The following is a 25,066-nucleotide window of genomic DNA, read 5'->3' on the forward strand; positions in this document are numbered from 1 at the left end:
CCAACTCTAGCATAGCAGGACTAAAAAGTAAGACGAAGCTTGTCAGCGATTTAAGAAAATGTTCTACATAATCTTATTTGTTTCGCTGTTTTAGATAAGCGCGAACTAAAGATATAAAATGGATCGATCCAGTAATAAAATAAACAGCTTCTTGACACTTCATTTGCTTTACTGCTTTTATCCATGAAGGATGAATTTGAATCTTATTTTTAACTTCAAACTTCTGTAATTCACCAATACTTGCTGCCCGCGGATGATCAAATGTTGTAAGATGAATAGATGCAAATGTATGTTGCAGTTGCCCGATCATCCTATCCATATCCTTGTCTTTAAATACTGCAAATAATAGATGACGTTCTCGATTTGGAAAATAGCTTTCTACCGTGTCTTTAAAAGCTTTTATACCTTCAGGATTATGTGCCCCATCAACAATGACCAGTGGTTGTTGAGAAACCAACTCAAACCTTCCTTCTAATTTCGCTTTTTTAAACGCTGATTGGACGCAAACGAATTCCAATGCTAACCCTTTCTGTCTTAGAAGATGTAAAGCCATCAATGCAAGTGAGGCATTCGCTAATTGATGCTTTCCATACATGGATAATGCAAGCTGTATTGGTTTTTCACCAGCTAGGTTCCACTCCATGTTTTGCTGGTTATCTGAACAAGGAAGTTGGCGAAAATAGAATTGCTTTCCTAACTGATAGATGGGTGCCTGTTTACTTACTCCTTCGTCTTTCACAACAGCGTTCGCTTCTTGTGGCAATTCTCCGATAATAACAGGTGTTTTTCGTTTAATAATACCAGCTTTATGGGAAGCGATATCTGTAATTGTATCTCCAAGGAAGGCAGTATGATCTTTCGCAATCGTTGTTATGATCGATATTATGGGGTGAAGACAATTCGTTGTATCCTCTCTCCCACCCATTCCTGCTTCGATGACTGCAATTTCTGCATGTCTTGAAAAAAAGAGAAATGCAATGGCAGTTAAGATTTCAAACTCCGTTGGGTGCATTCCTTTTTCATCTAGTGACTCGATAGCCGGGTAAACTTCTTCCCAACTGACTAAAAAGGATTTTTCAGAAATAGGTTCATTTTCAAAAACAATATGGCCACGTAACCCTGTTAAACTAGGCGACGTAAACACCCCCACCTTATAGCCGTTTGCTTGGAGTCCCTGCTTGATATATTCAGAGGTAGACCCTTTTCCATTCGTTCCAGCAATATGAATAGCAGTTAGTTGACGCTCCGGATGTTGAAGCAACTTGAGCAATAGCTCCATTCGCTCTAATCCAGGCTTTATTCCTAACTTTTTTCGTTTTGTTAAAAATGCTTCTATTTGCTTCATTGCTTGCAATTATGTACAATCCTCTCATAAATGTTTTTTAGATGTGTCCAGTAAAAACGGATTTCCTATACATTCAAACATTACTAAGTATTGGTTCCATCCATGCTAATTCTGTCGATGTTTATCAGTATATCAGAAAGGAACGAAAACATGCACAAAAATGGTTGGATTATATATAATGATAGTTTACCAGGAAATAAATTTATTGACTTTGCTGAATGGATTCAATCAGCGGCAGAACAGAAAGGAAGCAAGGCTACTATTTTTTCAAATAGGGATGTGCTCGCTTATATAGCAAAAAATAATTCGCAAATTTTAGTAGACCATTTACAGATGCTACCGGATTATGTTGTCTTTACGGATAAAGATATTTACTTAGCAAAACAGCTGGAGTTGCTTGGCATACCTGTATTTAATCAATCAGAGGCGATTCGAATCAGTGATGATAAAATTGCTACCTATCAAAAACTAGCGGCAGTCAACTTGCCTATTCCAAGAACGATTATTTATCCAAAGACATTTTTTGCAACTGAGGTTAAAAAAACGATTATTCAATCAGCCGTCGAGGCGTTTGGCTTCCCTATGATTGTTAAAGAAGCATTTGGTTCTTTTGGTGAACAGGTATATCTTGTACATACAGATCAGGAATTGTCGACAAAAATAGAGACGTTAGGGACAAATCCTTTTATGTTGCAAGAATTTATTACTTCCAGCTATGGTGTAGATTTACGGCTGCATGTCGTAGGCGACCAAGTTGTTGCAGCAATGAAACGTCAATCGGCAAATGATTTTCGGGCCAATGTTACAGCAGGTGGAACGATGGAAGCTTATCAACCAAATGATATCGAGCAAGAATTGGCAATTAAAGCAACGAAGGCAATTGGTGCTGATTTTGCTGGTGTAGATTTATTATTAGGTCCTGATCAGAACCCCATTGTCTGTGAAGTTAACTCCAATGCACATATTCATAATTTGTACGACTGTACCGGAATAAATGTAGCAGACTTTATGATAGACTATATTTTGCATACAATCAGCGGCAGTGACTGAATGAAAGGAGTGTACAATGCTTAAAGGGTGGTTAATCTATAGTAAAAAAGATATTGGTATTAATCGGGCCTACATCGATTGGTTCATTACAGAAGCTGCTTTACAATCGATCGAGCTTGAACTTATCCATCGAGAAAATCTAACTATCGGTGTTCTGAATAATAAACATACTGTGTTATTAAATAAAACCCATCCTGTCTTACCAGATTTTGCTGTTGTCCGTACGATAGATCCAATGCTTAGCCTGCATCTGGAAACATGTGGAGTGGTGGTATGTAACAATGCACGAATAGCAACGATTTGTAATCATAAAGCATTGACACATCACTACGTTCATTCATTAGGTATCCCCATGGTTGATACGGTCTATTGTAAAAAATTAGACTTACCAGCAAATCCGCCATTTCCGTACCCCTTTGTTATGAAAGAGGTAGGCGGACGAGGCGGACAACAAGTTTATTTCATCAAAAATGATCAGGAATATGCAGCTTATAAGAAATCACTACCGACAACCGATTTCGTCCTTCAGTCCAGTCAGGTATGGCACGGACAAGATGTCCGGGTATTTGTAATCGGAAAACATATTATCGCTGCTGTTTTACGAAAAAGTCACACAGATTTTCGAGCAAACTATAAGCTGGGAGGGAGTGCAAGCTTATATCACTTAACGAAAAAGGAATACCGTATGGTGCAAAAAATCGTGGACCATTTCCCATTTGACATGGTGGGAATTGATTTTTTAGTTGGCTTAAATGGAGAATTACTTTTTAATGAAATTGAAGATGTGGTTGGTTCTCGTACATTAAGTGCTGTCAGTGATATCAATCTTCTGCGCTTATATGTAAAACATATAAACGAACAATTAATGAACAGGCAGGGATTATAGGCCCCCAGCCTGTTCATTTTCCTTTGCCTTTGTGGAACGAATCAAGAGCTAATTTATCCTTTCAGTTCATTCAGTCTTGCTTGCACTTTCGCTTGTTTATCAAGATAATCTTTTTCTTTTTGTTTTTCTTCTTCAACAATTGCTTCTGGTGCTTTATTAATAAACCCTTGATTGGCAAGTTTTTTTTGCACCCGTTCTACTTCTTTTGTCCATTTTGCAAGTTCTTTCTCGAGCCTAGCAATTTCCTTATCGAAATCAATTAAACCTTCTAACGGTAAGAATAATTCTACACCCGTTACGACACTGGTCATCGCTTTTTCTGGAGCTGTAACATTTACCGAAATAATTAGTTCACTCGTATTACAAAAACGCTCTAAATAATGACGGTTACTTTCTAATTCTTGAACAATTTGGTCACTTTCTGCCTGAATTATAAGTTGAATCGGCTTCGATATTGGTGTATCGACTTCTGCACGTATACTACGGACGGACTTAATAATGGCAACTAGTCGTTTCATTTCTTTCGCAGCTTTTTCATCGTGAAGTTCTTCTCGTTTCTCTGGCCATTTAGCTACCGTTATCGACTCGCCTCGGTGTGGTAATTGTTGCCAAATTTCTTCCGTAATAAATGGCATAAATGGATGAAGCATGCGCATTGTTTGATCTAAAACATAGACGAGGATAGAGCGAGTTGTCTGTTTTTCTTCCTCATCATCACCATATAATGGTAATTTTGCCATTTCGATATACCAGTCACATAATTCATCCCAAATGAAATTATAAAGATGACGTCCGGCTTCACCGAACTCATACTTGTCCGTGTTTTTTGTAACATGTTCAATGGTTTCGTTTAAGCGAGTCAAAATCCATTTATCAGCAAGCGATTTTTCTCCTGATAAGTCAATATCTTCATAAGTGAATCCTTCCAAATTCATTAGTGAAAAACGGGATGCATTCCAAACTTTATTGGCAAAATTCCAAGTTGATTCTACTTTTTCCCAATGAAATCGCAAATCCTGACCGGGAGTTGACCCTGTTAATAAGAAATACCGCAATGAGTCGGCACCATATTTATCAATGACATCCATTGGATCAACACCATTCCCTAATGACTTACTCATTTTTCTTCCTTCTGCGTCACGGATTAATCCATGGATTAGCACATCATTAAACGGCTTCTGCTTCGTAAAATGCTTCGATTGAAAAATCATTCTAGCAACCCAGAAAAAGATAATATCATAGCCTGTAACAAGAACACCAGTCGGAAAATAACGTTTGAAGTCCTCTGCATCCGTATTTGGCCATCCCATTGTAGAAAACGGCCATAATGCTGATGAAAACCATGTATCTAAAACATCTTCATCTTGCTCCCAATTTTCAATATCAACTGGAGGTTCTTTACCAACATAAATTTCATTTGTTTCTTTATGATACCAAGCAGGAATTCTGTGTCCCCACCATAATTGACGGGAAATACACCAGTCGCGTATATTTTCCATCCAATTTAAATACGTTCGTTCAAAACGTTTGGGAACAAAGTTAACCTTTTCTTCTCCCTGTTGCAATTTAATCGCCGCATCTGCCAACGGCTGCATTTTAACAAACCATTGTGTAGAAAGATACGGTTCTACAACAGCTCCGCTCCGCTCTGAATGACCGACTTGGTGAACATGGTCTTCAATTTTAAACAATATCCCTTGTTCTTGAAGATCTTTGACAATTTGTTTTCTACAAGCAAACCGATCTAAACCTTCATATTTTCCAGCGTTTTCGTTCATGGATCCATCTTCATTCATAACTAATATACGTTCCAAATTATGACGGTTACCAATTTCAAAGTCATTTGGATCATGGGCAGGGGTTATTTTTACTGCTCCGGAACCAAATTCCATATCAACATATTCATCAGCGATAATTTCAATTTCACGGCCAACAATCGGTAAAATTACCTTTTTACCAATTAAATGCTTGTATCTTTCATCATTTGGATGTACAGCTACAGCCGTATCTCCCAGCATCGTTTCAGGACGTGTTGTCGCAATTTCAATCGTTTCTTCACCATCCTTCAACGGGTAGCGCATATGATAGAATTTCCCCTGAACTTCCTCATAAATTACTTCGATATCAGATAAAGCCGTTTTCGTTTCCGGATCCCAGTTGATAATATATTCGCCCCGGTAAATCAACCCTTCTTCGTACAGTTTAACGAATACTTCTTTTACTGCATCCGACAAACCTTCATCTAAAGTAAATCGCTCTCTGGAGTAATCTAAGCTAAGACCTAACTTTCCCCACTGTTTGCGGATAAACTTAGCATATTCTTCCTTCCATTCCCAAGCTTTTTCAAGGAATTTTTTTCTTCCTAATTCATAACGATTCGTCCCCTCTTCCTTTAATTTAGCTTCTACTTTTGCCTGTGTAGCAATACCGGCATGATCCATTCCCGGCAGCCACAGTACATCATAGCCTTGCATTCGCTTCATCCGTGAAATCGTATCTTGCATCGTTGTATCCCAAGCGTGACCTAGATGTAAGCGACCAGTAACGTTTGGTGGTGGTATAACAATAGAAAACGGCTCCTTTTCTTTATCATTTGTTGCTTCAAAATACTTTCCTTCTAACCAAAACTGATAACGCCCTTTTTCTACTTCGTGTGGATTATATTTAGCAGAAAGTGATGGTTTTTGTTCTTCACTCATCATAATTCCTCCTTAATTGATAAAGTAATTTTTTCCTATGTTCCAGCTGGAAACTTAGAACATTATAGACGAATATTTGCATTTTTCTCAATTTAACTAACCGCTGGTAGAGATAATATGCAAGTTGTACCTAAGAAACATACGGCATTGAATCAACTTCTATATAATTTTATAGCGTATAATTAATCAGTTGACGATAAGTTTTAGTCAAGCAGCAGCCCAGCCTCACTTCATCTTAGGATATTCCCTAAGCCGTATTATTCTTTAGCACTAAAGTTTCTCCTTTCTAACATTAGAAAAACTTAGCTTGTCGCCAATCTTTATGGCAAAAGCTATCGTTTTCTTATACGATAAAGTCCAAACTTCATTCAGTAGGAGTTTTCTTCCCTCTCCTGCTGAATGTTAGTACCACAAGGGTATGACCTAAAGGCCCTTGAACCACTCGGGCATTTAGGTGCCGTTTTTTTGCCACTTAGACTCTTTTGTATCAATTCAGGACTTGAAGTGGGAAACTTACGGCACCTTACATGCGGGATAAAGCCTAATATTTTATACTTTCCATAGTATAAAAAAACCCTTTTCATCCTTAAAGAAAGGACGAAAAGGGTATGCTTTCCGTGGTACCACCTTTATTTGTATACTTTTTTGGCCTCTCACAAATCATCTTTGACAATAAGAAAAAATGCAGTATACACACTTCATTGGTTGATAACGGTATACAAACCGGCTCCTTCTACTAAAGCCTTAGACAAACCCGCAAAGCTTTGTTCAAAGAAGCTGTTCATGGGCGACCTTCCAGATCATCCGTCAAGGAAACTTTCAGCCTTTGATTTCCCTTTCTTTGTGACAATTTTTCTGTACTCTTCCCACTCTACACATTTAGACGAAATTATATTAGGAATAAATTTATTTTATATGTAATCTATAGTTCCGTCAACTCTTTCTATTAGTTGGTATGAACAAGAGCTAGAAAGAGAAACTGCATTCAAGGAAAACTTTTTCTCCTTGAAACAGTAGATCAAAGGCTCAGTTCGCAGACGTTCTTGAAAAACCTCGGTGTATTACTATCGTAGTCCTGCTTGTTCTTGAAAAATCGCGATGTATAGCTGCCGTAGCTCCTCTGCCTTTCGCCCCAAACGAAGCAGGGTTTTAGCAGCCGATGTTACTTATTATAGGAAAAAGAGCGAAATTGGCTCGTTCGTTCGGAAGCTTAAACTAGACGACGAAGCTACTTTTTCAAAAAAGTTGTCCACTATGTGGGAACAGATATCGTTTCCTAAACAACAAAAGATGGGGGTATGCCAGCGGGAATTCTTTGTTTTTGACCTGATTTTTTGAACATCCTTATAAGGTTTGCACAACTAACCTGTTTCTATACATATAGTATATTACATATTCAAAATCACGTGAAAGCGAGGCGAATAAAAATGGCACGCTATTATCGGTACCGACTTCCGCCTTGGGCGAGAAACTGTATTATCATCATTGAAAGGGTAACCTTACCGATATTAATTTTTCAATTAATTCGTACACTGTTTTTTCCGACTACGCTTGATGTGTTTTTATTAGGCATCCTTGTTGGTCTATTTATTGCGTTTTACTTGGAATGGATTTAATCTTCCTCATCATCTAAATCATCCAAATCCAATGTGTCGTATTTATTCTCAACATAAGCAGAAAAATGCAACCCAAATAATATCCGGCGAAATTCGTATTGCAATTCAACGATTTGCTCAATCATTGTTTTTTTAGATCTGGCATGCATTTCTAATTGATTTAAGTATGGTTGTGCATCTAACAATTGGATAATAAGTAAATAAAGCTCTTTTTTAGATAATTTATTTTCATTCATATAAGATTCAAATGCTTGTAAAAATGTATCCGTAGGCGTATCATAATGGTTTGTTTCGTGTTTGAAAAAGTCAGCTAAATCATAAACAGGATAATCAAACCTTGCTTTTTCCCAATTTATCAAGTAGAGCTGCTCTTTGTTTTTCAGGATATGTGATGCGTATATGTTCCCATGACAGAGACTGTAATTCCAATCTTTTTCCGTCTCCTGTTCATAAATGAGTTGATCGATTCGCCGGATGCTCTCCTGTAAGCAAAAATCAATATCTCTGTATTGGGTACAAATAAGTAATTCCAATGGGGACATATAACGGTTCTTTTCGTATTGTTCAACAAAACCGAGCAGTTGTTGTTTCAACTGTTTACAATGGTCTCTATATTGTTGAAAGGTTGCTGAAAAGTCCTCTGTCTCAATCAAATGTGACTGTTTTGTTTTAGCATGCACCCTGCCAATGTTGTGAAAGAATCTTTCCGCTGTTAGCTTATCAAATGTAGTTACCGCTTCGCCTCTCCAAGGTGTTAAATAATAGATACTACCTTTATAGTACTGATAAATATTTCCCTGTCTCGTTAAATATACAGGTAAAACAGCGTATAGATTTTGTTCATATGCTTCTCTGTATACCTTTTCCCACATCGGTATCAGCTCAAGAGTTAAGTGACTCTGCTTTAATGCATATTGCTGCTGATGATCCTGTACCCAATAGAGGTGGTCTGTTTTCTTTTCAATGTAAAATGGCTGAACCGAATATGCTTGCAAAACTGTTTTTATGTCCTCCACATTTGTCACCACCTAATTCCAATGCTTATGTTAGACATGAGAATTCCTTTTTCATTGTTTGTTTACTTGACCCAATTTGATTTTTTTAAAAATGTGCACGATGTAAAGAGAACTTAATACGATGGCAATACTTTGCTGTATCCACAAACTATTATTTGTGTTCTAACCTGTCACGAAAATAAGAGAACGCAACAATTTTCTCACGTAGGTGTTTAGCTACAGCACTTATATGAATCATAAAATTTTATGTTTGAATTAATTCTACTAACTTCATACCCTTTCTATCACAGAAATAGAAAGGGCATGAGATAAAGTGAAACTTCATTTCTTGGAATGCCTTTCCCAAGAAATGTTAGTTGAACCAATCGGGCATTTAGGTGCCGTTTCTTCCACTTACACCCAGTTATATCAACTCAAGCTCTTGTAGTGGGAGGCTTACGGCACCTTACATGCGGGATAAACAAAAATTCAATAAACCATCCGTAGGAATTTCCATTATTCCGACGGATGGACGATTTTATTTTTTCTTATGCGGTATATATAATAATTGTCCTTCTTTCACATCATAATCTTCATCTAATCGATTTAGTTTAATTAGCTGCAGTGCAGAAACCTGATACCGTTCAGCAATGGAATCAATCGTGTCCTGTTCTTGCACTATACAAAGCCGCATCCTTGTAAAACTTTCCTCTTCTGAATCACTAAACATATCCGACAAATAACTAACAGCTCGTACTCGTTCGTTATCTTCCTGATTATCACTATTTTCTCTTATCTCTGGTGAAACATCTTTTGCTTTTTTTCTTTCTATATCATGATCATCATCGTGTAAGTCTTCATCATCGTACACTTCATCTTCGTCATGTAAATCTTCCTCATCATATTCATCTTCTTCGTCATCTACCTCTTCCGCTTTATCCTTAGAAGTGTTGGCAAAAAATTCTTTTAATGATTTAGTCTCTTTATATTTCCATCTTCCAGTCTCGTCGGTTTCTTTATCGTCTTTGCTCGTAGATTCTTTTTCTTCCTGATTTTCTTTCCGTTTCGTCTCTTCTTGTACGATGTCTTTTGCTTCCTCTTTCGTTGTTTCTTCAACAATTGCATCATTCAAATTACTATTTCTATCGGTCTCCTGATCCTGTTCTTCATCCGTAGAAAACATTGGCAAATCCACTGCTTCTTTTGGCTGCTCCTCCATCATTTCTTCATCTGGACGCTTTAATTCAAATTGGAATTGCTCCTCCTCTACATCTGTGTTACTCTCCGTTTCTCTATCCATATCCGAAAGTACAGAATCTAATTCACTATTATTTTCGGATTGGCTGATTTCACCGTATCTATTGAGACCATGGATTTCAATCGTGGAATATAAGCGGAACATAGACGGTTCTGGGATTTCGTAATCAAAACTTTGAATATAAACGCTGACGTCGTTTAGATCAGCTACTCGGTTTACTGGTACAGAAATTTCTACCGGAAAACGATGGGAAAAAATGGCAAGATCGTTATCCATTTCTTCCACTGCTTCTACATACCGCTTAGCATGAAAATCATCCGTTTCTATATCTCCTTCCACTTGAAAACGATCGCTTTTTTCATACTCTCCTTTCAACTCAATAATCCCTTTGATTGTAATATAATCGTGAAAGGAATGAATGGAAATGTCCGGTTCTAAAGAAACACCTCTCATTTCATTTACTTCCTGTCCTTTTTCAAAGTAGAGCGTTTCATTCAATTCAAAACGAAATACCGAACTATCGTTTGTCACGTGCTTTTCCCCCTCTCCATCATATGGTGGCATATATGATGTAAATACCTAATTCCATTTATATGAATTAGATCATTCGGATATGCCTTTCAATCCAATCTATAACGTACAAAAGAGAAATGCTAACATTCGAAATAGAACATCTGCTTTCTCATATGGAAGATGTGTTTAAACAGCCGATCAAAAATAACACCTCACATTATTTCTTGGTACGTTACATACTGAAAATCAGACAAAGCAGTAGCGATTTTAATATTCAATGACAAGTGCAACTAGGCTAACACTTAAGCCACTGACGTGTTGCAAATACAAATTAAAGAAGGATAGAATTTTTAAGGAGATATCTCAATGGTATGAAAAAATTCAGATTTTAAGTGTAAGCTAACTAGGGCTATCATCTACGTTACACTTACCATAGCCATGTTTTTCTTTATTGCCATTTCTTACGGTTCTGTTGTTAATACATGCTCTAAACTAGAAGAGAATACGGTTATAAAATAAAAATCCTCCTAAGCAATCAGATTTTTTAATTTAATCTGTCTACCTAAGGAGGAAAAAGAATTATGAATGAAAATCCTGTTTAATTTGTGTCATTTAATTTTGAAAAAGCAAAATCAATCGCTTGAACAGTATGTTCGATATCCTCATCTGTATGTGCAGTAGATAAGAATAGACCTTCAAATTGTGATGGCGGTAAGAAGACACCTTGTTCGATCATGAGACGGTAATATTTTGCAAAATGATCGAGATTAGCAGTTTGAGCAGTTGCAAAATTAATTACTTCTTTATTAGTAAAAAAGACACCCATCATTGAACCAGCACGATTTATATGAAGTGGAATATCATACTTTTCACTAGCTTCCTTATAACCTGCCACTAATCGGTCTACCTTTTGATTAATTTTTTCATAAGCGGATTTATCTAACGCCTTTAATGTTTCAAGACCTGCTGTCATAGCCAATGGATTTCCAGATAACGTACCTGCTTGGTAGATTGGACCGGTTGGTGCTACCTTTTCCATTATTTCCCGTTTACCGCCAAATGCACCCACTGGCAAACCGCCACCAATTACTTTACCAAGACAAGTCATATCCGGTGTAACCCCAAAATGCCCTTGAGCACAATTATAGTCAACCCGAAAACCTGTCATTACTTCATCAAAGATTAACAATGTACCATGTTGTTGCGTAATCTCTCTTAAACCTTGTAAAAAGCCGGCTTTTGGTGGTACGACCCCCATATTACCACAAACAGGCTCAAGGATGACAGCAGCAATATCATCTCCATAATTTTTAAAAGCATCGCGTACACCGTCTAAATCATTGTACGGTACAGTAATCGTATTTTGTGCGATGGATTTTGGTACACCAGGACTATCAGGAAGCCCAAGTGTTGCTACACCCGAACCTGCTTTAATCAAAAGCGAATCTCCATGTCCATGATAACTTCCTTCAAACTTAACAATTTTATCTCTACCCGTGTAGCCCCTAGCAACCCGTAAGGCACTCATCGTGGCCTCTGTTCCCGAGTTGACCATTCGCACAACTTCGACTGACGGCACACGTTCAATTACTAATTGTGCAAGTTCATTTTCCAGTAAAGTTGGCGCACCGAAGCTTGTCCCTTTTTCTGCTATTTCTTTTAGCTTTGTTACGACACGTTCATCCGCATGACCTAAAATCAATGGACCCCAGCTCAATACATAATCAATGTATTCATTACCGTCAATATCCGTGATTTTAGAGCCCTTTCCTGAATCCATAAAAATAGGTGACATCCCAACGGACTTAAATGCACGTACAGGTGAGTTTACACCACCAGGCATCAAATTTACTGCTTCTTTATAAGCATCTACTGATTTCGTAAAATTAGCCATCCATAAATCCCCCTATTTCTTATTTTTCAACCATCTTGCTGCATCTTTTGCAAAATAGGTAATGATAAGATCTGCTCCAGCACGCTTCATCGACACCAGCTTTTCCATGACAAGCGCTTGTTCATCAATCCAGCCATTCTGTGCTGCAGCTTTAACCATCGCATATTCACCACTAACATTATAAGCTACTATAGGTACATCAAAATTATTTCTTACTTCTCTAACGATGTCTAAATAGGCTAAAGCCGGCTTCACGATTAAAAAGTCTGCACCTTCAGCGACATCTGATTTTGCTTCTCGAATTGCTTCTAATCGATTAGCTGGATCCATTTGATATGTTTTTCTGTCACCAAACTGTGGTGTGCTATCTGCTGCATCACGAAATGGACCATAAAATGAAGAAGCATATTTAACGGCATACGACATAATCGGAATTTCTGTATAGCCAGCCTCGTCCAATGCTTTTCTAATAACTGCTACAAATCCATCCATCATATTAGATGGTGCGATAATATCCGCTCCAGCCTTTGCTTGTGAAACTGCTGTTTTTGCCAATAATTTTAATGATGCATCATTATCCACATCTTGATTATGAATTACACCGCAATGACCATGTGATGTATATTCACATAAACATGTATCTGCAAGTACAAGCATCGTCGGGAATTCCTTCTTAATTAATCTCGTTGCTTCTTGTACAATACCGTCTTCTACAAAAGCGCCCGTACCTTGCTCATCTTTTTCCTTAGGTACACCAAATAGAATTAAAGCCTTTATATCTAGTTGTTCAAGTTCTTCTACTTCTTCAGCTAATAAATCTATTGAAACCTGATATACCCCTGGCATAGATGGGACCTCTCGTTTGATGTTTTCTCCGTCTACAACAAACATTGGATAAATAAAATCATCAACATGTAAATGTGTTTCTCTTACTAAATCTCGCATCGCTTGAGAATTTCTTAATCTCCGATGACGAGCAAATTCCGGCGTTTTAATCACGATTATCTTCCTTTCTGCTTAAGATCTTTCAGCATGCAATGAATCATGCCATCAATCGTAAATTCGCTTGATGTGAGCACGGGCCAAAAGCCAAGCTCCCTTGCCCGTTGTTCCGTTGTCGTACCGATGCAAACGCATGGTGCTTTGTTTCGAATTGGCGTCATCTCTGCAAAGGCTTCTACAGTAGATGGACTGGTAAACGTAATATAATCAATTATTGAATTTCCGATAGCAGTCTTTAATAAAGGTTCCATGTGCCTATTTATATGTGTCTCATACACTTCAAGCGAAGCAAATGTTTTGTTAGCTTTTGTAAAGCATTTCGGTAATACATCTCGTGAGCGATTTCCTCGAATAAGCAATAGATTATCAGCTAATGGATATTCTTGTAAAAATTCAGCTGCCATCGTATCAGCATTAAAACAGGTTGGAATAAAATCAACCTCATCATTGATCCATTTTGCTAGAGCATTGGCAGTTTTTTTACCAACGACAGCTATCTTAACATTTCTAATCCAGTTTAAACTAATATGATAATGCTCAGCAAGCCGAAAAAAACAATCGACCCCATTAGCACTGGTAAAAAAAATCCAGCTGTAATCCTTTACTCCTTTAAGATAATAAAAAGTGTCCTTTGTATCTTTACATGCAATCGTTAAGAGGGGGATTTGTATTGGTTCCCCTCCTAAACTGCGAATTTTTTCTGCAAACACAGCAGCTTTATTTTTTTCCCGGGTTATCAGAATCCGCTGTCCTTTAAAAGGCAATTCCATTACTGGTCAAGCTCCTCTTTTACCTGTTTAATTATTTGATCAGCACCTCGTTGTTTTAATAAATCAGCAGCTTCTTTTCCGACAGTCTCTGGGTCCTTTCCTCGTACCACTTCTTTTAAAATCGTCTTACCATCTGGAGTCCCCACTAATGCCGTAAGAATGATCGTATCTTCTTCTAAGTAAGCATAGCCACCAATTGGAACTTGGCACCCTCCTTCAAGTAAATGAAGAAAAGTCCGCTCGGCTTGGACAGTACGAGCAGTCGGTTCATCATTTATTTTTGCCAAGATCTCTCGTAATTCCTGATCGTCCTCCCGACATTCAATTGCAAGCGCACCTTGACCCACTGCTGGCACACAGATGTCCGGAGCCAAATATTCTGTTATCAAGGATTCGCTTAATCCAACTCGCTTTAAACCCGATACTGCTAAAATAATTGCGTCATAATCTTCTTCTTTTAGCTTCCGGATTCGTGTTTCGATATTTCCGCGTATCCATTTTATCTTGATATCAGGTCGAGCAGCTAACAATTGAGCTGCTCGGCGCAAACTGCTTGTGCCGATAATTGCCCCCTTTGGCAAATCTTCAAATCGAATATTTTGTTTAGAAATAAGTGCGTCACGATGATCTTCTCGGACAGGAATAGAAGTAATAATAAGACCCTCTGGCATCGCAGCCGGCATATCTTTCATGCTATGTACTGCTAGATCAATTTGTTTATCGTACATTGCTTGTTCAATTTCTTTGACGAATAGTCCCTTACCACCTACTTTAGATAACGTAACATCAAGTATTTGATCCCCTTTTGTAACAATTTTTTTAACTTCAAAGTCGTTTGATATCCCCGCTTGCTTTAATTGGTCTATTACCCAATTTGTTTGTGTTACCGCCAGATTACTTTTTCGTGAACCAACAACAATTTTTCGCAAATGAATCCTCCTCTATAATCTAAAAATGAAAATTTGATAATGTACTAAACAAAAAGAAATTAATTATTAATAGAAGAAAGGCTGCTGTGTTATATATTGCAATAGACCTCCCTTTATACTTTTTAATGATCCGTATGGCCAAATATACAATATAAACAGCTAGTACAACGAACGAACCAATTGTTTTTAAGTCAACCCAATAAAATACGGAATTGGACACATAAGCCCAAACTATCCCTAAAATGATAGCAATCAACAATAAAGGCACACCAATTGTAACGGTTTTAAAAGCATAGTCATCCAACTGCTTTAGATCACCGAAGCGCCACATCCATTTAAAACCTTGTTTCCTTTTTAACAGCCGGTATTGAATTAAATACATAAAGGAAAGTAAAAAGGACAGCGTAAAAAATCCATATGAAATAATTGCAATGATAATATGGGCCATTAGTATTTCATGAACGAGTTGCAGGCCATGTGTTTCTAAGTTTTTTTGTGCATCAGATAATAAATATAATAATAGAATAAAAAAACTGAATGTATTTGTAAAAAACACGATAAAATGTACTGGAAATAACTTGTTGGCAGCTAAAGAGATGGTTACTAATACCCAAGAATAAAAAAATAAACTATCATTTAATGTAACGATGGGAAAATTCTTTTCAAAAAACATTTCATAGAATAAAAAAATGGTTTGAATAATCCAAACCAAACCAAGCAACCAGAAGGCTGCTTGGTTTACCCTCCGGTTGTGCTGAATAAAATCAATAAAGTATCCCATCAAGCTTAACCCATGAATAATTAATATAAATTCATAAAGCCATTTTAATTCTACCATATGTGAAATCCTCTCATTATATGGTTGTTATCTTATCCATTAACGGAAAGGATACTTGTTTATCATTCATTGATGTGATTATCTGATTTTTTTTTGTTTGTTTTTCCAATTCTTCCTGCACTTCTCTTTCAATGCCAAAGATATCCATAAACAGCTTTAAAGCTTCTCCTGAACGATCCTTTGCTGCCAATTCCTTTGCTTGGTTGATCGGCTCTTTAAGCAATTGATTGACAATGCTCTTCGTATGCTTATTGATCACTTTTTTCTCACGTTCCGTTAAATCCGGCATTTTTCTGCCAATACTTTTTACCGTCTCTGCTTGAATTGATAACGCCTTTTGCCTTAATGCAGAAATAATTGGTACTACTCCTAGCGTTTTAACCCATTCTTTAAAAGTTACAATTTCATTTTCTAGCATGAACTCTACTTGTTGTGCAGCTTTTTTTCGTGCTTCTAAATTTTCATCTACAATATGCTGTAAATCATCGATATCATATAAGAAAACATTGTCTAATTTACTAATTGATGGATCTATATCTCTTGGAACGGCAATATCTACAAGAAATAATGGACTTCCTTTTCGGTGTTTCTGTACCGATTCCATCATCATTTTTGTTAAGACAACGGAGGATGAGCCTGTTGAGGTAAGTAAAATATCCACTTTCTGTAATATATTTGGTAAATTTTCAATTGGTTCTACATTAGCTGTGAATTTCATTGCTAAAGATTCTGCTCTTTCTTTCGTGCGATTCATTACAGTAATCTGTCTTACACCTGAACCTTGAAAGTTTTTTACTGCGAGTTCACCCATTTTCCCCGCACCTAATATAGCAACTTTCTTGTCCGTTAAGTTGCCAAATATTTTTTTTGCTAATTCAACTGCAGCATAACTGACAGATACCGCATGTTCACCTATTGCCGTATCCTTCTGTACACGCTTTCCAAAAGTGATTGCTTGCTTAAATAATTCATTGAAAATCGTTCCAGTTGTTTCCGTTTTTTGAGCGGTTAAAAATGCCTGTCTAACTTGTCCTAAAATTTGTGTCTCTCCAAGTACCATGGAGTCGAGTCCAGTAACAACACGAAATAAATGTTCTATCGCTTCATCATTTTCAGCAATCTGTAAAAAAGAGGTAAATGTAGCCATTTCTTCATGAAACCAATCAGCGAGGAATTGTTTAATATAGTAGCGCCCTGTGTGCACCTGATCAACGACTGCATAAATTTCCGTACGATTACATGTGGATACAATAACATTTTCCAAAATGCTCTTTCTCTCTTTTAATGCTTTCATTGCTTGGTCGACATCATCTTCTGAAAATGCAAGTTTTTCCCTTATTTCAACAGGGGCTGTCTTATAATTGAATCCAACCTTTAAAATATGCATTGTACCTACCCCCAAATAATCCTGCTCTCATTCCCCTATTATCTCTATTATAAATATAAATTTTTACTTAATAATAAATATAAAGTAAACCGCTTGTTATTTTCCATTATAACATGTATATTTCGTTACAAATTAATAAAATGTGAACATAATTTGAAACAATATGATAGCATTAAACGTATAAGTCGTTACCATCCAACACGACTGTACTTTAACATAATAGCAGTAAAGAAGCAAGAATTCGATTTGTAATGACATGAGGTGAAAGAATGAAAAAGCAGCATACGTTGACAGCCTATTTATTAATTGGAATTGGCGTGTTTTTTTTACTTCGTCAATTAAACATTCCTATTATTAATAATTTCCATTCTTGGCAGACAATCATCATTTTAATTGGACTAGTTCTAATCGTACATAGTTATGCAACAAAAAACAATCAGAATTTATTCAGTGGTACCATTGTTTTAGGGTTAGGCATTCATTTTTATGGACTAGCATATTACTCATTTTGGATTGATCATTGGGGAATGTATCTCCTTATTGTCGGCATTGCGTTTGTAATTCGCTTTTTTCAAACGAAGAAAGGTCTCGTGCCTGGATTAATACTGGTTGCTATTGCGGTTATCATGATCTTTTCTGTAAGGCTTCCAAGCTGGTTCAATTGGATTTATATCCTCATTGATTACATGGAAAAGTTCTGGCCGATTTTATTAATCATTGTCGGTATCTATTTATTAAAAAAACGGAAATAAAAAATTTATATCTTAGAGACACAAAAGATAGCAGGCTTTGGTCAGCCCCTGATAAGGGAAGAAATTCAAACAAGAGACTGTTTGCAGAAAGAGTGAAGCGACACCTTGAGGAACTGGGTGTGGATAATTAATACAAAAAATTGATAATTTCCTAGGTTAGAAAAACTTAGCTTGTCGCGAAAGCTGTAGTTTTTCTTATATGATAAACCTTAAAATTTTATACTTTCCTATAGTGCAATAATAAACGAGACAATCTTCTTTCGTAGGCGATTGTCTCGTTTATTATACGTATATAATTTCTTAACTATCCTTTATTTAGAGCTCTAAATAATGACGAATACTAGACCATGCCCCATCTTTATTCTCTCCAGTTTCAGCGGAAAATGGTATGAGCATATCTCCCGCTTCTAACTGAAAACTGACTTCTGTTCGCTTTACATGATAAGCACGTTTATTTTTTGGTACCTTGTCTAATTTTGTACCAATGATAATTACTGGAAGCTTATAATACTTCAAAAAACCATACATTTGTAAATCATCGTCCGTTGGTTCATGACGAATATCCGTTATCAGCAAGACCGCTTTTAAAGAGGATCGTTTTGTAAAATAGTCCTCCATCATCTTTCCCCATTTTTGCCGTTCTTTTTTAGACACCTTCGCATAACCGTAACCCGGTACATCGACAAAGTAAAACGCATCGTTAATTTTGTAAAAGTTCAATGTTTGTGTCTTTCCAGGCTTTGAGGAAGTCCTGGCTAAGTTTTTACGGTTAATTAATGTATTAATAAAAGAAGATTTGCCAACGTTCGAGCGACCAGCTAAAGCAATTTCCGGAAGCTGGTCATTTGGATATTGCTGTTGACTCACAGCACTTATAACAATTTCAGCTTTGGTTACCTTCATTTTTACCTCCTGCCAATGCATGTTCTAATACCTGATCCAAGTGGCGAACAGGAATAAAGGTTAAGTCCTTTCGTACACTCTCTGGGATGGATTCTATATCTTTTTCGTTTAACTCTGGAATAATGATCGTTGTAATTCCAGCTCGATGTGCACTTAACGCTTTTTCTTTTAATCCGCCTATTGGCAGAACGCGCCCTCTCAGGGTAATTTCTCCAGTCATTGCAACTTCCTTCTTAACAGCACGACCTGTTAATGAAGAAACTAATGCAGTGGCTATTGTTATTCCAGCAGAAGGACCATCTTTTGGCGTAGCACCTTCAGGGACATGAATATGAATATCATATTTTTCATGGAATAGTGGGTCAATTTTCAAATCATCTGCACGTGAACGAATATAGCTGAATGCTGCTTGAGCAGATTCTTGCATCACATCTCCAAGCTTTCCGGTAAGGGTTAATTTTCCTTTTCCTGGATAATGAGAGGCTTCGATCGTTAATGTATCTCCACCTACAGCTGTATAGGCTAACCCAGTTGCAGCTCCAACCTGATCTTCCTGCTCCATCCGTCCATAGCGATATACTGGCTTTCCTAAAAGCTCCTCAAGGCTTTTTTCCGTAACAACTACTCGTTTTTTTGTTCCTGAAATAATTATCTTTGCTGCTTTACGACACAACGTTGCTAACTTTCTTTCTAAATTACGAACTCCAGCTTCCCGTGTATACATTCGGATCAGTTTTTTCAGTGCCTGATCGCGAATTTGCAGTTGGCCTTTACTCAAGCCATTCTCCTTTAATTGCTTTGGCAATAGATGCCGTTTACCAATGTGCAGCTTCTCCACTTCGGTATAACCAGAAATAGAAATAACTTCCATGCGATCTAGTAAAGGTTGAGGTATATTATTTATATAATTAGCAGTTGCTATAAATAACACTTTTGATAGGTCATATGTTTCTTCGATAAAATGGTCACTAAATTGATTATTTTGCTCCGGATCAAGCACTTCCAAAAGTGCAGAAGCAGGGTCTCCCCTAAAATCATGTGCCATCTTATCAATTTCATCCAATAAGAATACAGGGTTAATCGTTCTAACCTTTTTCATTCCTTGAATGATTCGTCCTGGCATCGCCCCAATGTACGTCCTCCTGTGCCCACGAATTTCCGCTTCATCTCGCACACCACCTAACGACATACGAATAAATTTTCGATTAATCGCATTTGCAATTGATTTGGCCAACGATGTCTTCCCCACGCCTGGCGGTCCAACAAGACAAAGAATTGGTCCTTTAATCGAATTGGTTAATTTTTGGACAGCTAAATATTCTAAAACGCGCTCTTTCACTTTATCAAGCCCGTAATGATCCTTATTTAAAATTTCCTCTGCACGTTTTATTTCAATGGTATCATTCGTCTTTTCTGTCCACGGTAATGCAAGTAACCATTCAATATAATTGCGAATAACAGAGCTTTCCGCTGAGCTTTGTGGTACTTTTTCATACCGGTCTAATTCCTTAAGCGCTACGGCTCGAATACGATCCGGCATCGTTGACTGATCGATCTTTTCCTTTAATTCGCCAACCTCTCCGGTTTTTCCGTCACTTTCTCCTAATTCCCTTTGAATTGCTTTCAACTGTTCACGTAAATAATATTCCTTTTGTGTTTTCTCCATTGACGTCTTTACACGCTGACCAATTTTCTTTTCCAAATCTAAGACTTTTTGTTCATTGGAAATATACCGAATCAACTTTTGCAGACGTTTCTTAATATTTTGTATTTCTAGTAATGTTTGCTTTTCTGTTATTTTTAATGATAAATGAGAAGTGATAATATCCGCTACTCTGCCGGGTTCGTCTATATCTGCTACCGTTTCGAAAGTCTCATTCGTAATTTTTTGTGAAACCTGGCTATAATGTTTGAATTGATTTAATAAAGATCGCTTCAGTGCTTCTTGCTCATGATGATCTGCTTCAACATCCGGCAGTTTATCAACGTCAACGATAAATTCCTGATCCTGTTCCACATAACGAACGATTTCTCCACGATAGATGCCCTCTACTAGTACCCTCATCGTGCCATTTGGCAGCTTGATCATTTGCTTAATCACAGATACGGTACCAACTCGATAAATATCCTTTGGCTCCGGATCTTTCAAACGCACTTTCTTTTGTGCAGCCAAAAATATGTAATGGTCATTCATCATTGCCTTTTCTAATGCAGCAATCGATTTTTCTCGTCCTACATCAAGATGTAATACCATTGATGGAAATACGATTAATCCACGTAAAGGAAGGAGGGGAAGCTGCCTGTTATCATTTGTCATGGTATGTACCTCCAAAAAATATGTAATGTGTATTATTATACGTTCTTAAATTTTATATAAAAGTGCTTCATTTGTAAACGTAAAAATTTTTTCCTTCAATTAAAAAGCATAATTGCGATTCTAGGAAAAATCAATGAAAACTAACTTATGTACTTATTATATCCAAAAAACAGAAGTAGCTATGCAATGAACTGTGAAACTTCACTCGTAGTGCTTTTCCTTATCCCTACCGATAAGAAGTAGAATAAAGGCAATCATCTCAGGCATCCCAATATGATGGTAACCCTGCCGAAGCCTTCCTTGTCCTCGAAAAAGAAGAGCGCTTTTTCTTCGTGCGATGGATTCCTGCCGAAGTCTTTCTTATCCTCGAAAAAGAAGAGCACTTTTTCTTCGTGCGATGGATTCCTATCGAAGTCTTTCTTATCCTCGAAAAAGAAGAGCACTTTTTCTTCGTGCGATGGATTCCTATCGAAGTCTTTCTTATCCTCGAAAGAAGAGCACTTTTTCTTCGTGCGATGGATTCCTGCCGAAGCCTTCCTTGTCCTCGAAAAAGAAGAGCGCTTTTTCTTCGTGCGATGGATACCTACCGAAGCCTTCCTTGTCCTGTCATCCGAACAAATCGGGGATTTAAGTACGGTTATCTCCCACTTAGAGTTCTTCGCGTTCTTTATAGCTCTTGAAGAGAAATCTTGCTGCATCAGATGCTGGATAAAAAGAGACTGACTTGTTACAAAAGCTGTGTAATAAAGTCAGTCTCCCATGTATCCATATTTAACTGGTGTTCAATAATTATGCACTTTCTTTTGGATGTTTTTCAATACCCTCGGTTACTGTTCCATCGCGATATACAAGTGTTGGCGTACCATTGTTCTCTACCGTTTTTTTCGTAATAATACATTTTTCTATATCTTCTCTAGAAGGTAGTTCAAACATAACATCAAGCATGATCCCTTCAATAATAGAACGAAGTCCCCGTGCACCTGTCTTACGTTCAATAGCTTTTGCAGCAATTTCTTTAAGTGCATCTTCTTCAAACTCTAATTCAACATTATCCATCAGGAACAACTTTTGATATTGCTTTACAAGCGCATTCTTCGGTTTTGTCAAAATTTGTACAAGCGCTTCTTCATCCAATGGAGTCAGGCTGCCAATTACTGGAATTCTCCCTATAAATTCCGGGATAAGACCATAGCGTAAAAGGTCTTCAGGTAACACCTTTTCTAATAGCTCTCCCATGTCTAGATCTTGTTGTTTTTCATGAGAACCAAAGCCAATTACCTTTTTACCAAGACGGCGTTTAATTACCTGGTCAATACCGTCAAATGCTCCCCCCACAATAAATAAAATATTTGTGGTATCGATTTGAATAAATTCTTGATGTGGGTGCTTTCTTCCCCCTTGTGGAGGAACACTTGCTACTGTACCTTCCAAAATTTTCAATAATGCTTGTTGTACGCCCTCACCCGAAACATCTCTAGTGATCGACGGATTTTCAGATTTTCGGGCAACTTTATCAATTTCATCGATGTAAATAATTCCTTTCTCGGCTTTTTCCACATCATAGTCCGCTGCTTGAATAAGTTTAAGCAAAATATTTTCCACATCTTCACCAACGTATCCCGCTTCCGTTAGGGAAGTTGCATCAGCCATCGCAAAAGGGACATTGATAATTCGAGCTAGTGTTTGTGCGAGCAACGTTTTTCCGCTACCTGTAGGTCCAATCATGGCAATGTTACTTTTGGATAGTTCCACATCATCCGTACTGTTCTTTGGTGAGTTAATCCGCTTATAATGATTATAAACAGCTACAGATAGATTTTTCTTTGCTTTATCTTGACCAATTACGTAATCGTCTAAGATAGCACAGATTTCCCGTGGTTTTGGTATCTCTTTTAGCTCTGTTTCTTCTTCTGTTCCAAGTTCTTCTTCTACTATTTCAGTACATAATTCAATACATTCATCGCATATATAAACGCCTGGTCCAGCCACCAGCTTACGGACTTGGTCCTGGCCTTTACCACAGAACGAACATTTTAATTGTCCTTTTTCTTCGTTAAACTTAAACATCCATTTTCACCCCTAAAAGTTTAAATCTCTTATCATTCATTTGCTTCTCAGGTTTCAACTTTATAGTCATCATATCAGATCGAATTTAAAATACAAAATAATAAACCTTTTTTTGCATTTAATCTAAGTAAAATGACTAAACAATTACTAATACTTCCTCTTTTAATTACCACCATCTAATTTGCCAATAAGATACCCAGAAAATAAGTATACAACGTCAGGCTTTATTTATCCATTTTTAAGTGTACTCGTAATACTATATGTTAAAAACATAATTTAAGTCTATGGAAAAATACGGTTGGGTTACAAATTAGCGAGAGAACCCACTATATGTAATTGTTTACAAGGCTTGTCTAGCTTTCAACTGGTTAAACTTGCTAACGTTTTTCCAGGATAAAATTCATCTCAGAGCAAAAACGAGGCTTACCAATCACTCACTCGATTTTCATATTTCACAAAAACAATCCAGATACGGAAAAACAAGGTGTGGTCACACACCTTGTTTTAATCGTTGCCTGATTATCTATGCTCTATACCTCATTTGAAAACATTAAACAGCTTTGCTTTGTTCAACTAAGAAATCAATTGCTTTTCTTTTCCTCAAATCTTTTTTGATGGCATCTGTATTTGCACCAAGCATTTTGCGGATCTGCTCCTTATCTGTGCCGTACATTTCCGCCATTTTATCAAGTTCTTTTTCCACATCTTCATCAGATGCTTCCAGACCCTCTGCTTCTACAATTGCATCTAGAGTAAGGCTCGTTTTAACACGTTTCTCAGCATCTTCTCTCATCTGTTCTTTTAGCTCATCTTTATCTTGACCAGAGAATTGAGAATACATTTCTAATGTCATACCTTGCATTTGCAGACGCTGTTCGAATTCTTGTACCATTTGATCAAGTTCATTTTCTATCATTACTTCAGGAATATCTACTTCAGCATTTTCACTTGCTTTTTCGATTAATGTTTCCCGCTTTTTATTTTTAGCATTTTGTTTTCTTTGCTCTAGCAATTGCTCTTTTGTTTTATTTTTTAGTTCCTCAAGTGTTTCCACTTCATCATCTATATCTTTTGCAAACTCATCATCAAGTTCTGGTAATTCTTTAGATTTAACTTCATGAATGTTAACCTTAAATGTAGCATCTTTACTTGCAAATTCTTTTGCATGGTAATCTTCTGGGAAGGTAACATTTATTTCTAGTTCTTCGCCCGATTTCTTACCAATTAATTGGTCTTCAAAACCAGGAATAAACTGTCCAGATCCAATTTCTAAAGAATGGTTCTCTGCTTTTCCACCTTCAAAAGGTTCTCCATCAATAAAGCCCTCGAAATCAATAACCGCCGTGTCGCCTTCTTCAATTTCCCCTTCTTCTTTAATCACTAATTCTGCATGGCGTTCACGTTGATGTTCAAGATCATGCATTACATCTTCATCGGTTACTTCTACTTCTTCGTTCTCTACTTCTAATCCTTTATATTCTCCAAGTCTTACTTCAGGCTTTACCATTACTTTAGCAGTAAAAATTAACGGTTTTCCTTTTTCAATTTGATCGATATCGATTTCCGGCTGATCTATCGGCTCAATATCAGCTTCTTCTACTGCTTTCATATAGGCAGTAGGTAATACAAAATCAACTGCATCTTGATAGAGTGCTTCTACTCCAAAACGCTTTTCAAACAATCCGCGTGGTATCTTTCCTTTACGGAATCCAGGGATTTGTACATCCTTAACAACTTTTTTAAATGCTTTGTCTAATGCCTTATTAAATTCTTCGGCACTTACCTGAAATGTAAGTACCCCCTCATTTCCTTCTTGTTTTTCCCAATTGACTGACATATAATTCC

General features: G+C 37.1%; 18 protein-coding genes and 1 other annotated feature. Of the genes, 4 read left to right on the top strand and 14 right to left on the bottom strand.

Annotated features, from left to right (window positions below; translation table 11 throughout):
• Positions 1-73 precede the first annotated feature (73 nt).
• Positions 74-1,345, bottom strand: coding sequence for a bifunctional folylpolyglutamate synthase/dihydrofolate synthase (locus tag BN1066_RS18465; RefSeq protein ID WP_077321548.1), 1,272 nt, complete (start codon positions 1,343-1,345; stop codon positions 74-76).
• 150 nt (positions 1,346-1,495) lie between these two features.
• Here BN1066_RS18465 and BN1066_RS18470 point away from each other — a divergent pair, with 150 nt between their 5' ends.
• Positions 1,496-2,395 (top strand): ATP-grasp domain-containing protein, encoded by a 900-nt coding sequence (locus BN1066_RS18470; protein WP_077321142.1) that lies wholly within the window; start codon positions 1,496-1,498, stop codon positions 2,393-2,395.
• A gap of 16 nt (positions 2,396-2,411) precedes the next feature.
• The gene (locus BN1066_RS18475) at positions 2,412-3,281 is read left to right on the top strand and encodes an ATP-grasp domain-containing protein (RefSeq protein WP_077321144.1); all 870 of its coding nucleotides are present in this window, start codon (positions 2,412-2,414) and stop codon (positions 3,279-3,281) included.
• A 53-nt stretch (positions 3,282-3,334) separates the two neighbouring features.
• Here BN1066_RS18475 and BN1066_RS18480 read toward each other — a convergent pair whose 3' ends face one another.
• The gene (locus BN1066_RS18480; RefSeq protein ID WP_077321146.1) at positions 3,335-5,980 is read right to left on the bottom strand and encodes a valine--tRNA ligase; all 2,646 of its coding nucleotides are present in this window, start codon (positions 5,978-5,980) and stop codon (positions 3,335-3,337) included.
• Positions 5,981-6,570: 590 nt separating this feature from the next.
• Positions 6,571-6,863, bottom strand: a binding site (T-box leader).
• Between the two features lie 544 nt (positions 6,864-7,407).
• On the opposite strand from BN1066_RS18480, the gene BN1066_RS18485 reads away from it, so the two are divergent.
• Positions 7,408-7,596, top strand: coding sequence for a hypothetical protein (locus tag BN1066_RS18485; protein WP_077321147.1), 189 nt, complete (start codon positions 7,408-7,410; stop codon positions 7,594-7,596).
• Here BN1066_RS18485 and BN1066_RS18490 read toward each other — a convergent pair.
• The 8 genes from BN1066_RS18490 to hemA form a co-directional block, all read right to left on the bottom strand.
• Positions 7,593-8,612 (bottom strand): phosphotransferase, encoded by a 1,020-nt coding sequence (locus tag BN1066_RS18490; protein WP_179104431.1) that lies wholly within the window; start codon positions 8,610-8,612, stop codon positions 7,593-7,595. The genes BN1066_RS18485 and BN1066_RS18490 overlap by 4 nt on opposite strands.
• Before the next feature lie 517 nt (positions 8,613-9,129).
• Positions 9,130-10,380, bottom strand: a complete 1,251-nt coding sequence (locus tag BN1066_RS20395; protein ID WP_179104432.1) for a LysM peptidoglycan-binding domain-containing protein — start codon at positions 10,378-10,380, stop codon at positions 9,130-9,132.
• A 580-nt stretch (positions 10,381-10,960) separates the two neighbouring features.
• The gene (hemL, locus tag BN1066_RS18500; RefSeq protein WP_077321153.1) at positions 10,961-12,256 is read right to left on the bottom strand and encodes a glutamate-1-semialdehyde 2,1-aminomutase; all 1,296 of its coding nucleotides are present in this window, start codon (positions 12,254-12,256) and stop codon (positions 10,961-10,963) included.
• A gap of 12 nt (positions 12,257-12,268) precedes the next feature.
• A complete protein-coding gene (hemB, locus tag BN1066_RS18505) occupies positions 12,269-13,255 on the bottom strand; it encodes a porphobilinogen synthase (protein ID WP_425445288.1) in 987 nt (328 codons plus the stop codon).
• A 2-nt stretch (positions 13,256-13,257) separates the two neighbouring features.
• Positions 13,258-14,028 carry a uroporphyrinogen-III synthase gene (locus BN1066_RS18510; RefSeq protein ID WP_077321155.1) on the bottom strand — a complete coding sequence of 257 codons (771 nt, stop codon included), beginning with the start codon at positions 14,026-14,028 and terminating at the stop codon, positions 13,258-13,260.
• Positions 14,028-14,957, bottom strand: a complete 930-nt coding sequence (gene hemC / locus BN1066_RS18515) for a hydroxymethylbilane synthase (protein ID WP_077321157.1) — start codon at positions 14,955-14,957, stop codon at positions 14,028-14,030. The genes BN1066_RS18510 and hemC overlap by 1 nt, the downstream gene beginning before the upstream one ends.
• 19 nt (positions 14,958-14,976) lie before the next feature.
• Entirely contained in the window at positions 14,977-15,795 is an 819-nt protein-coding gene (locus tag BN1066_RS18520) for a cytochrome c biogenesis protein (RefSeq protein ID WP_077321159.1), read from the bottom strand.
• A gap of 16 nt (positions 15,796-15,811) precedes the next feature.
• Positions 15,812-17,182: a glutamyl-tRNA reductase gene (gene hemA / locus BN1066_RS18525; protein ID WP_077321161.1), complete on the bottom strand. Its 1,371-nt coding sequence runs from the start codon at positions 17,180-17,182 to the stop codon at positions 15,812-15,814.
• Positions 17,183-17,451: 269 nt separating this feature from the next.
• Between hemA and BN1066_RS18530 the strand changes: the two genes are divergently transcribed.
• Positions 17,452-17,934 carry a LiaI-LiaF-like domain-containing protein gene (locus tag BN1066_RS18530; RefSeq protein WP_077321163.1) on the top strand — a complete coding sequence of 161 codons (483 nt, stop codon included), beginning with the start codon at positions 17,452-17,454 and terminating at the stop codon, positions 17,932-17,934.
• A gap of 315 nt (positions 17,935-18,249) precedes the next feature.
• On the opposite strand, the gene yihA is transcribed toward BN1066_RS18530, so the two are convergent.
• From yihA to tig, 4 genes are all read right to left on the bottom strand, one after another.
• Positions 18,250-18,837: a ribosome biogenesis GTP-binding protein YihA/YsxC gene (gene yihA / locus BN1066_RS18535; RefSeq protein WP_077321165.1), complete on the bottom strand. Its 588-nt coding sequence runs from the start codon at positions 18,835-18,837 to the stop codon at positions 18,250-18,252.
• A complete protein-coding gene (gene lon, locus BN1066_RS18540) occupies positions 18,818-21,154 on the bottom strand; it encodes an endopeptidase La (protein ID WP_077321167.1) in 2,337 nt (778 codons plus the stop codon). The genes yihA and lon overlap by 20 nt, the downstream gene beginning before the upstream one ends.
• Positions 21,155-21,943: 789 nt before the next feature.
• Positions 21,944-23,221, bottom strand: coding sequence for an ATP-dependent protease ATP-binding subunit ClpX (clpX, locus tag BN1066_RS18550; RefSeq protein ID WP_077321171.1), 1,278 nt, complete (start codon positions 23,219-23,221; stop codon positions 21,944-21,946).
• Between the two features lie 550 nt (positions 23,222-23,771).
• Entirely contained in the window at positions 23,772-25,058 is a 1,287-nt protein-coding gene (tig, locus tag BN1066_RS18555) for a trigger factor (protein WP_077321173.1), read from the bottom strand.
• Between the last annotated feature and the right edge of the window lie 8 nt (positions 25,059-25,066).

Source organism: Virgibacillus proomii (genome assembly GCF_900162615.1).
Taxonomy (GTDB): domain Bacteria; phylum Bacillota; class Bacilli; order Bacillales; family Amphibacillaceae; genus Virgibacillus; species Virgibacillus proomii.

Excerpts from the sequence above, each read along its gene's own strand:
- BN1066_RS18465 (WP_077321548.1), bottom strand. The coding sequence starts at position 1,345 with ATGAAGCAAATAGAAGCATTTTTAACAAAACGAAAAAAGTTAGGAATA.
- BN1066_RS18470 (WP_077321142.1), top strand. The coding sequence starts at position 1,496 with ATGCACAAAAATGGTTGGATTATATATAATGATAGTTTACCAGGAAAT.
- BN1066_RS18475 (WP_077321144.1), top strand. The coding sequence starts at position 2,412 with ATGCTTAAAGGGTGGTTAATCTATAGTAAAAAAGATATTGGTATTAAT.
- BN1066_RS18480 (WP_077321146.1), bottom strand. The coding sequence starts at position 5,980 with ATGAGTGAAGAACAAAAACCATCACTTTCTGCTAAATATAATCCACAC.
- BN1066_RS18485 (WP_077321147.1), top strand. The coding sequence starts at position 7,408 with ATGGCACGCTATTATCGGTACCGACTTCCGCCTTGGGCGAGAAACTGT.
- hemL (WP_077321153.1), bottom strand. The coding sequence starts at position 12,256 with ATGGCTAATTTTACGAAATCAGTAGATGCTTATAAAGAAGCAGTAAAT.
- BN1066_RS18510 (WP_077321155.1), bottom strand. The coding sequence starts at position 14,028 with ATGGAATTGCCTTTTAAAGGACAGCGGATTCTGATAACCCGGGAAAAA.
- BN1066_RS18520 (WP_077321159.1), bottom strand. The coding sequence starts at position 15,795 with ATGGTAGAATTAAAATGGCTTTATGAATTTATATTAATTATTCATGGG.
- hemA (WP_077321161.1), bottom strand. The coding sequence starts at position 17,182 with ATGCATATTTTAAAGGTTGGATTCAATTATAAGACAGCCCCTGTTGAA.
- BN1066_RS18530 (WP_077321163.1), top strand. The coding sequence starts at position 17,452 with ATGAAAAAGCAGCATACGTTGACAGCCTATTTATTAATTGGAATTGGC.
- yihA (WP_077321165.1), bottom strand. The coding sequence starts at position 18,837 with ATGAAGGTAACCAAAGCTGAAATTGTTATAAGTGCTGTGAGTCAACAG.
- lon (WP_077321167.1), bottom strand. The coding sequence starts at position 21,154 with ATGACAAATGATAACAGGCAGCTTCCCCTCCTTCCTTTACGTGGATTA.
- clpX (WP_077321171.1), bottom strand. The coding sequence starts at position 23,221 with ATGTTTAAGTTTAACGAAGAAAAAGGACAATTAAAATGTTCGTTCTGT.
- tig (WP_077321173.1), bottom strand. The coding sequence starts at position 25,058 with ATGTCAGTCAATTGGGAAAAACAAGAAGGAAATGAGGGGGTACTTACA.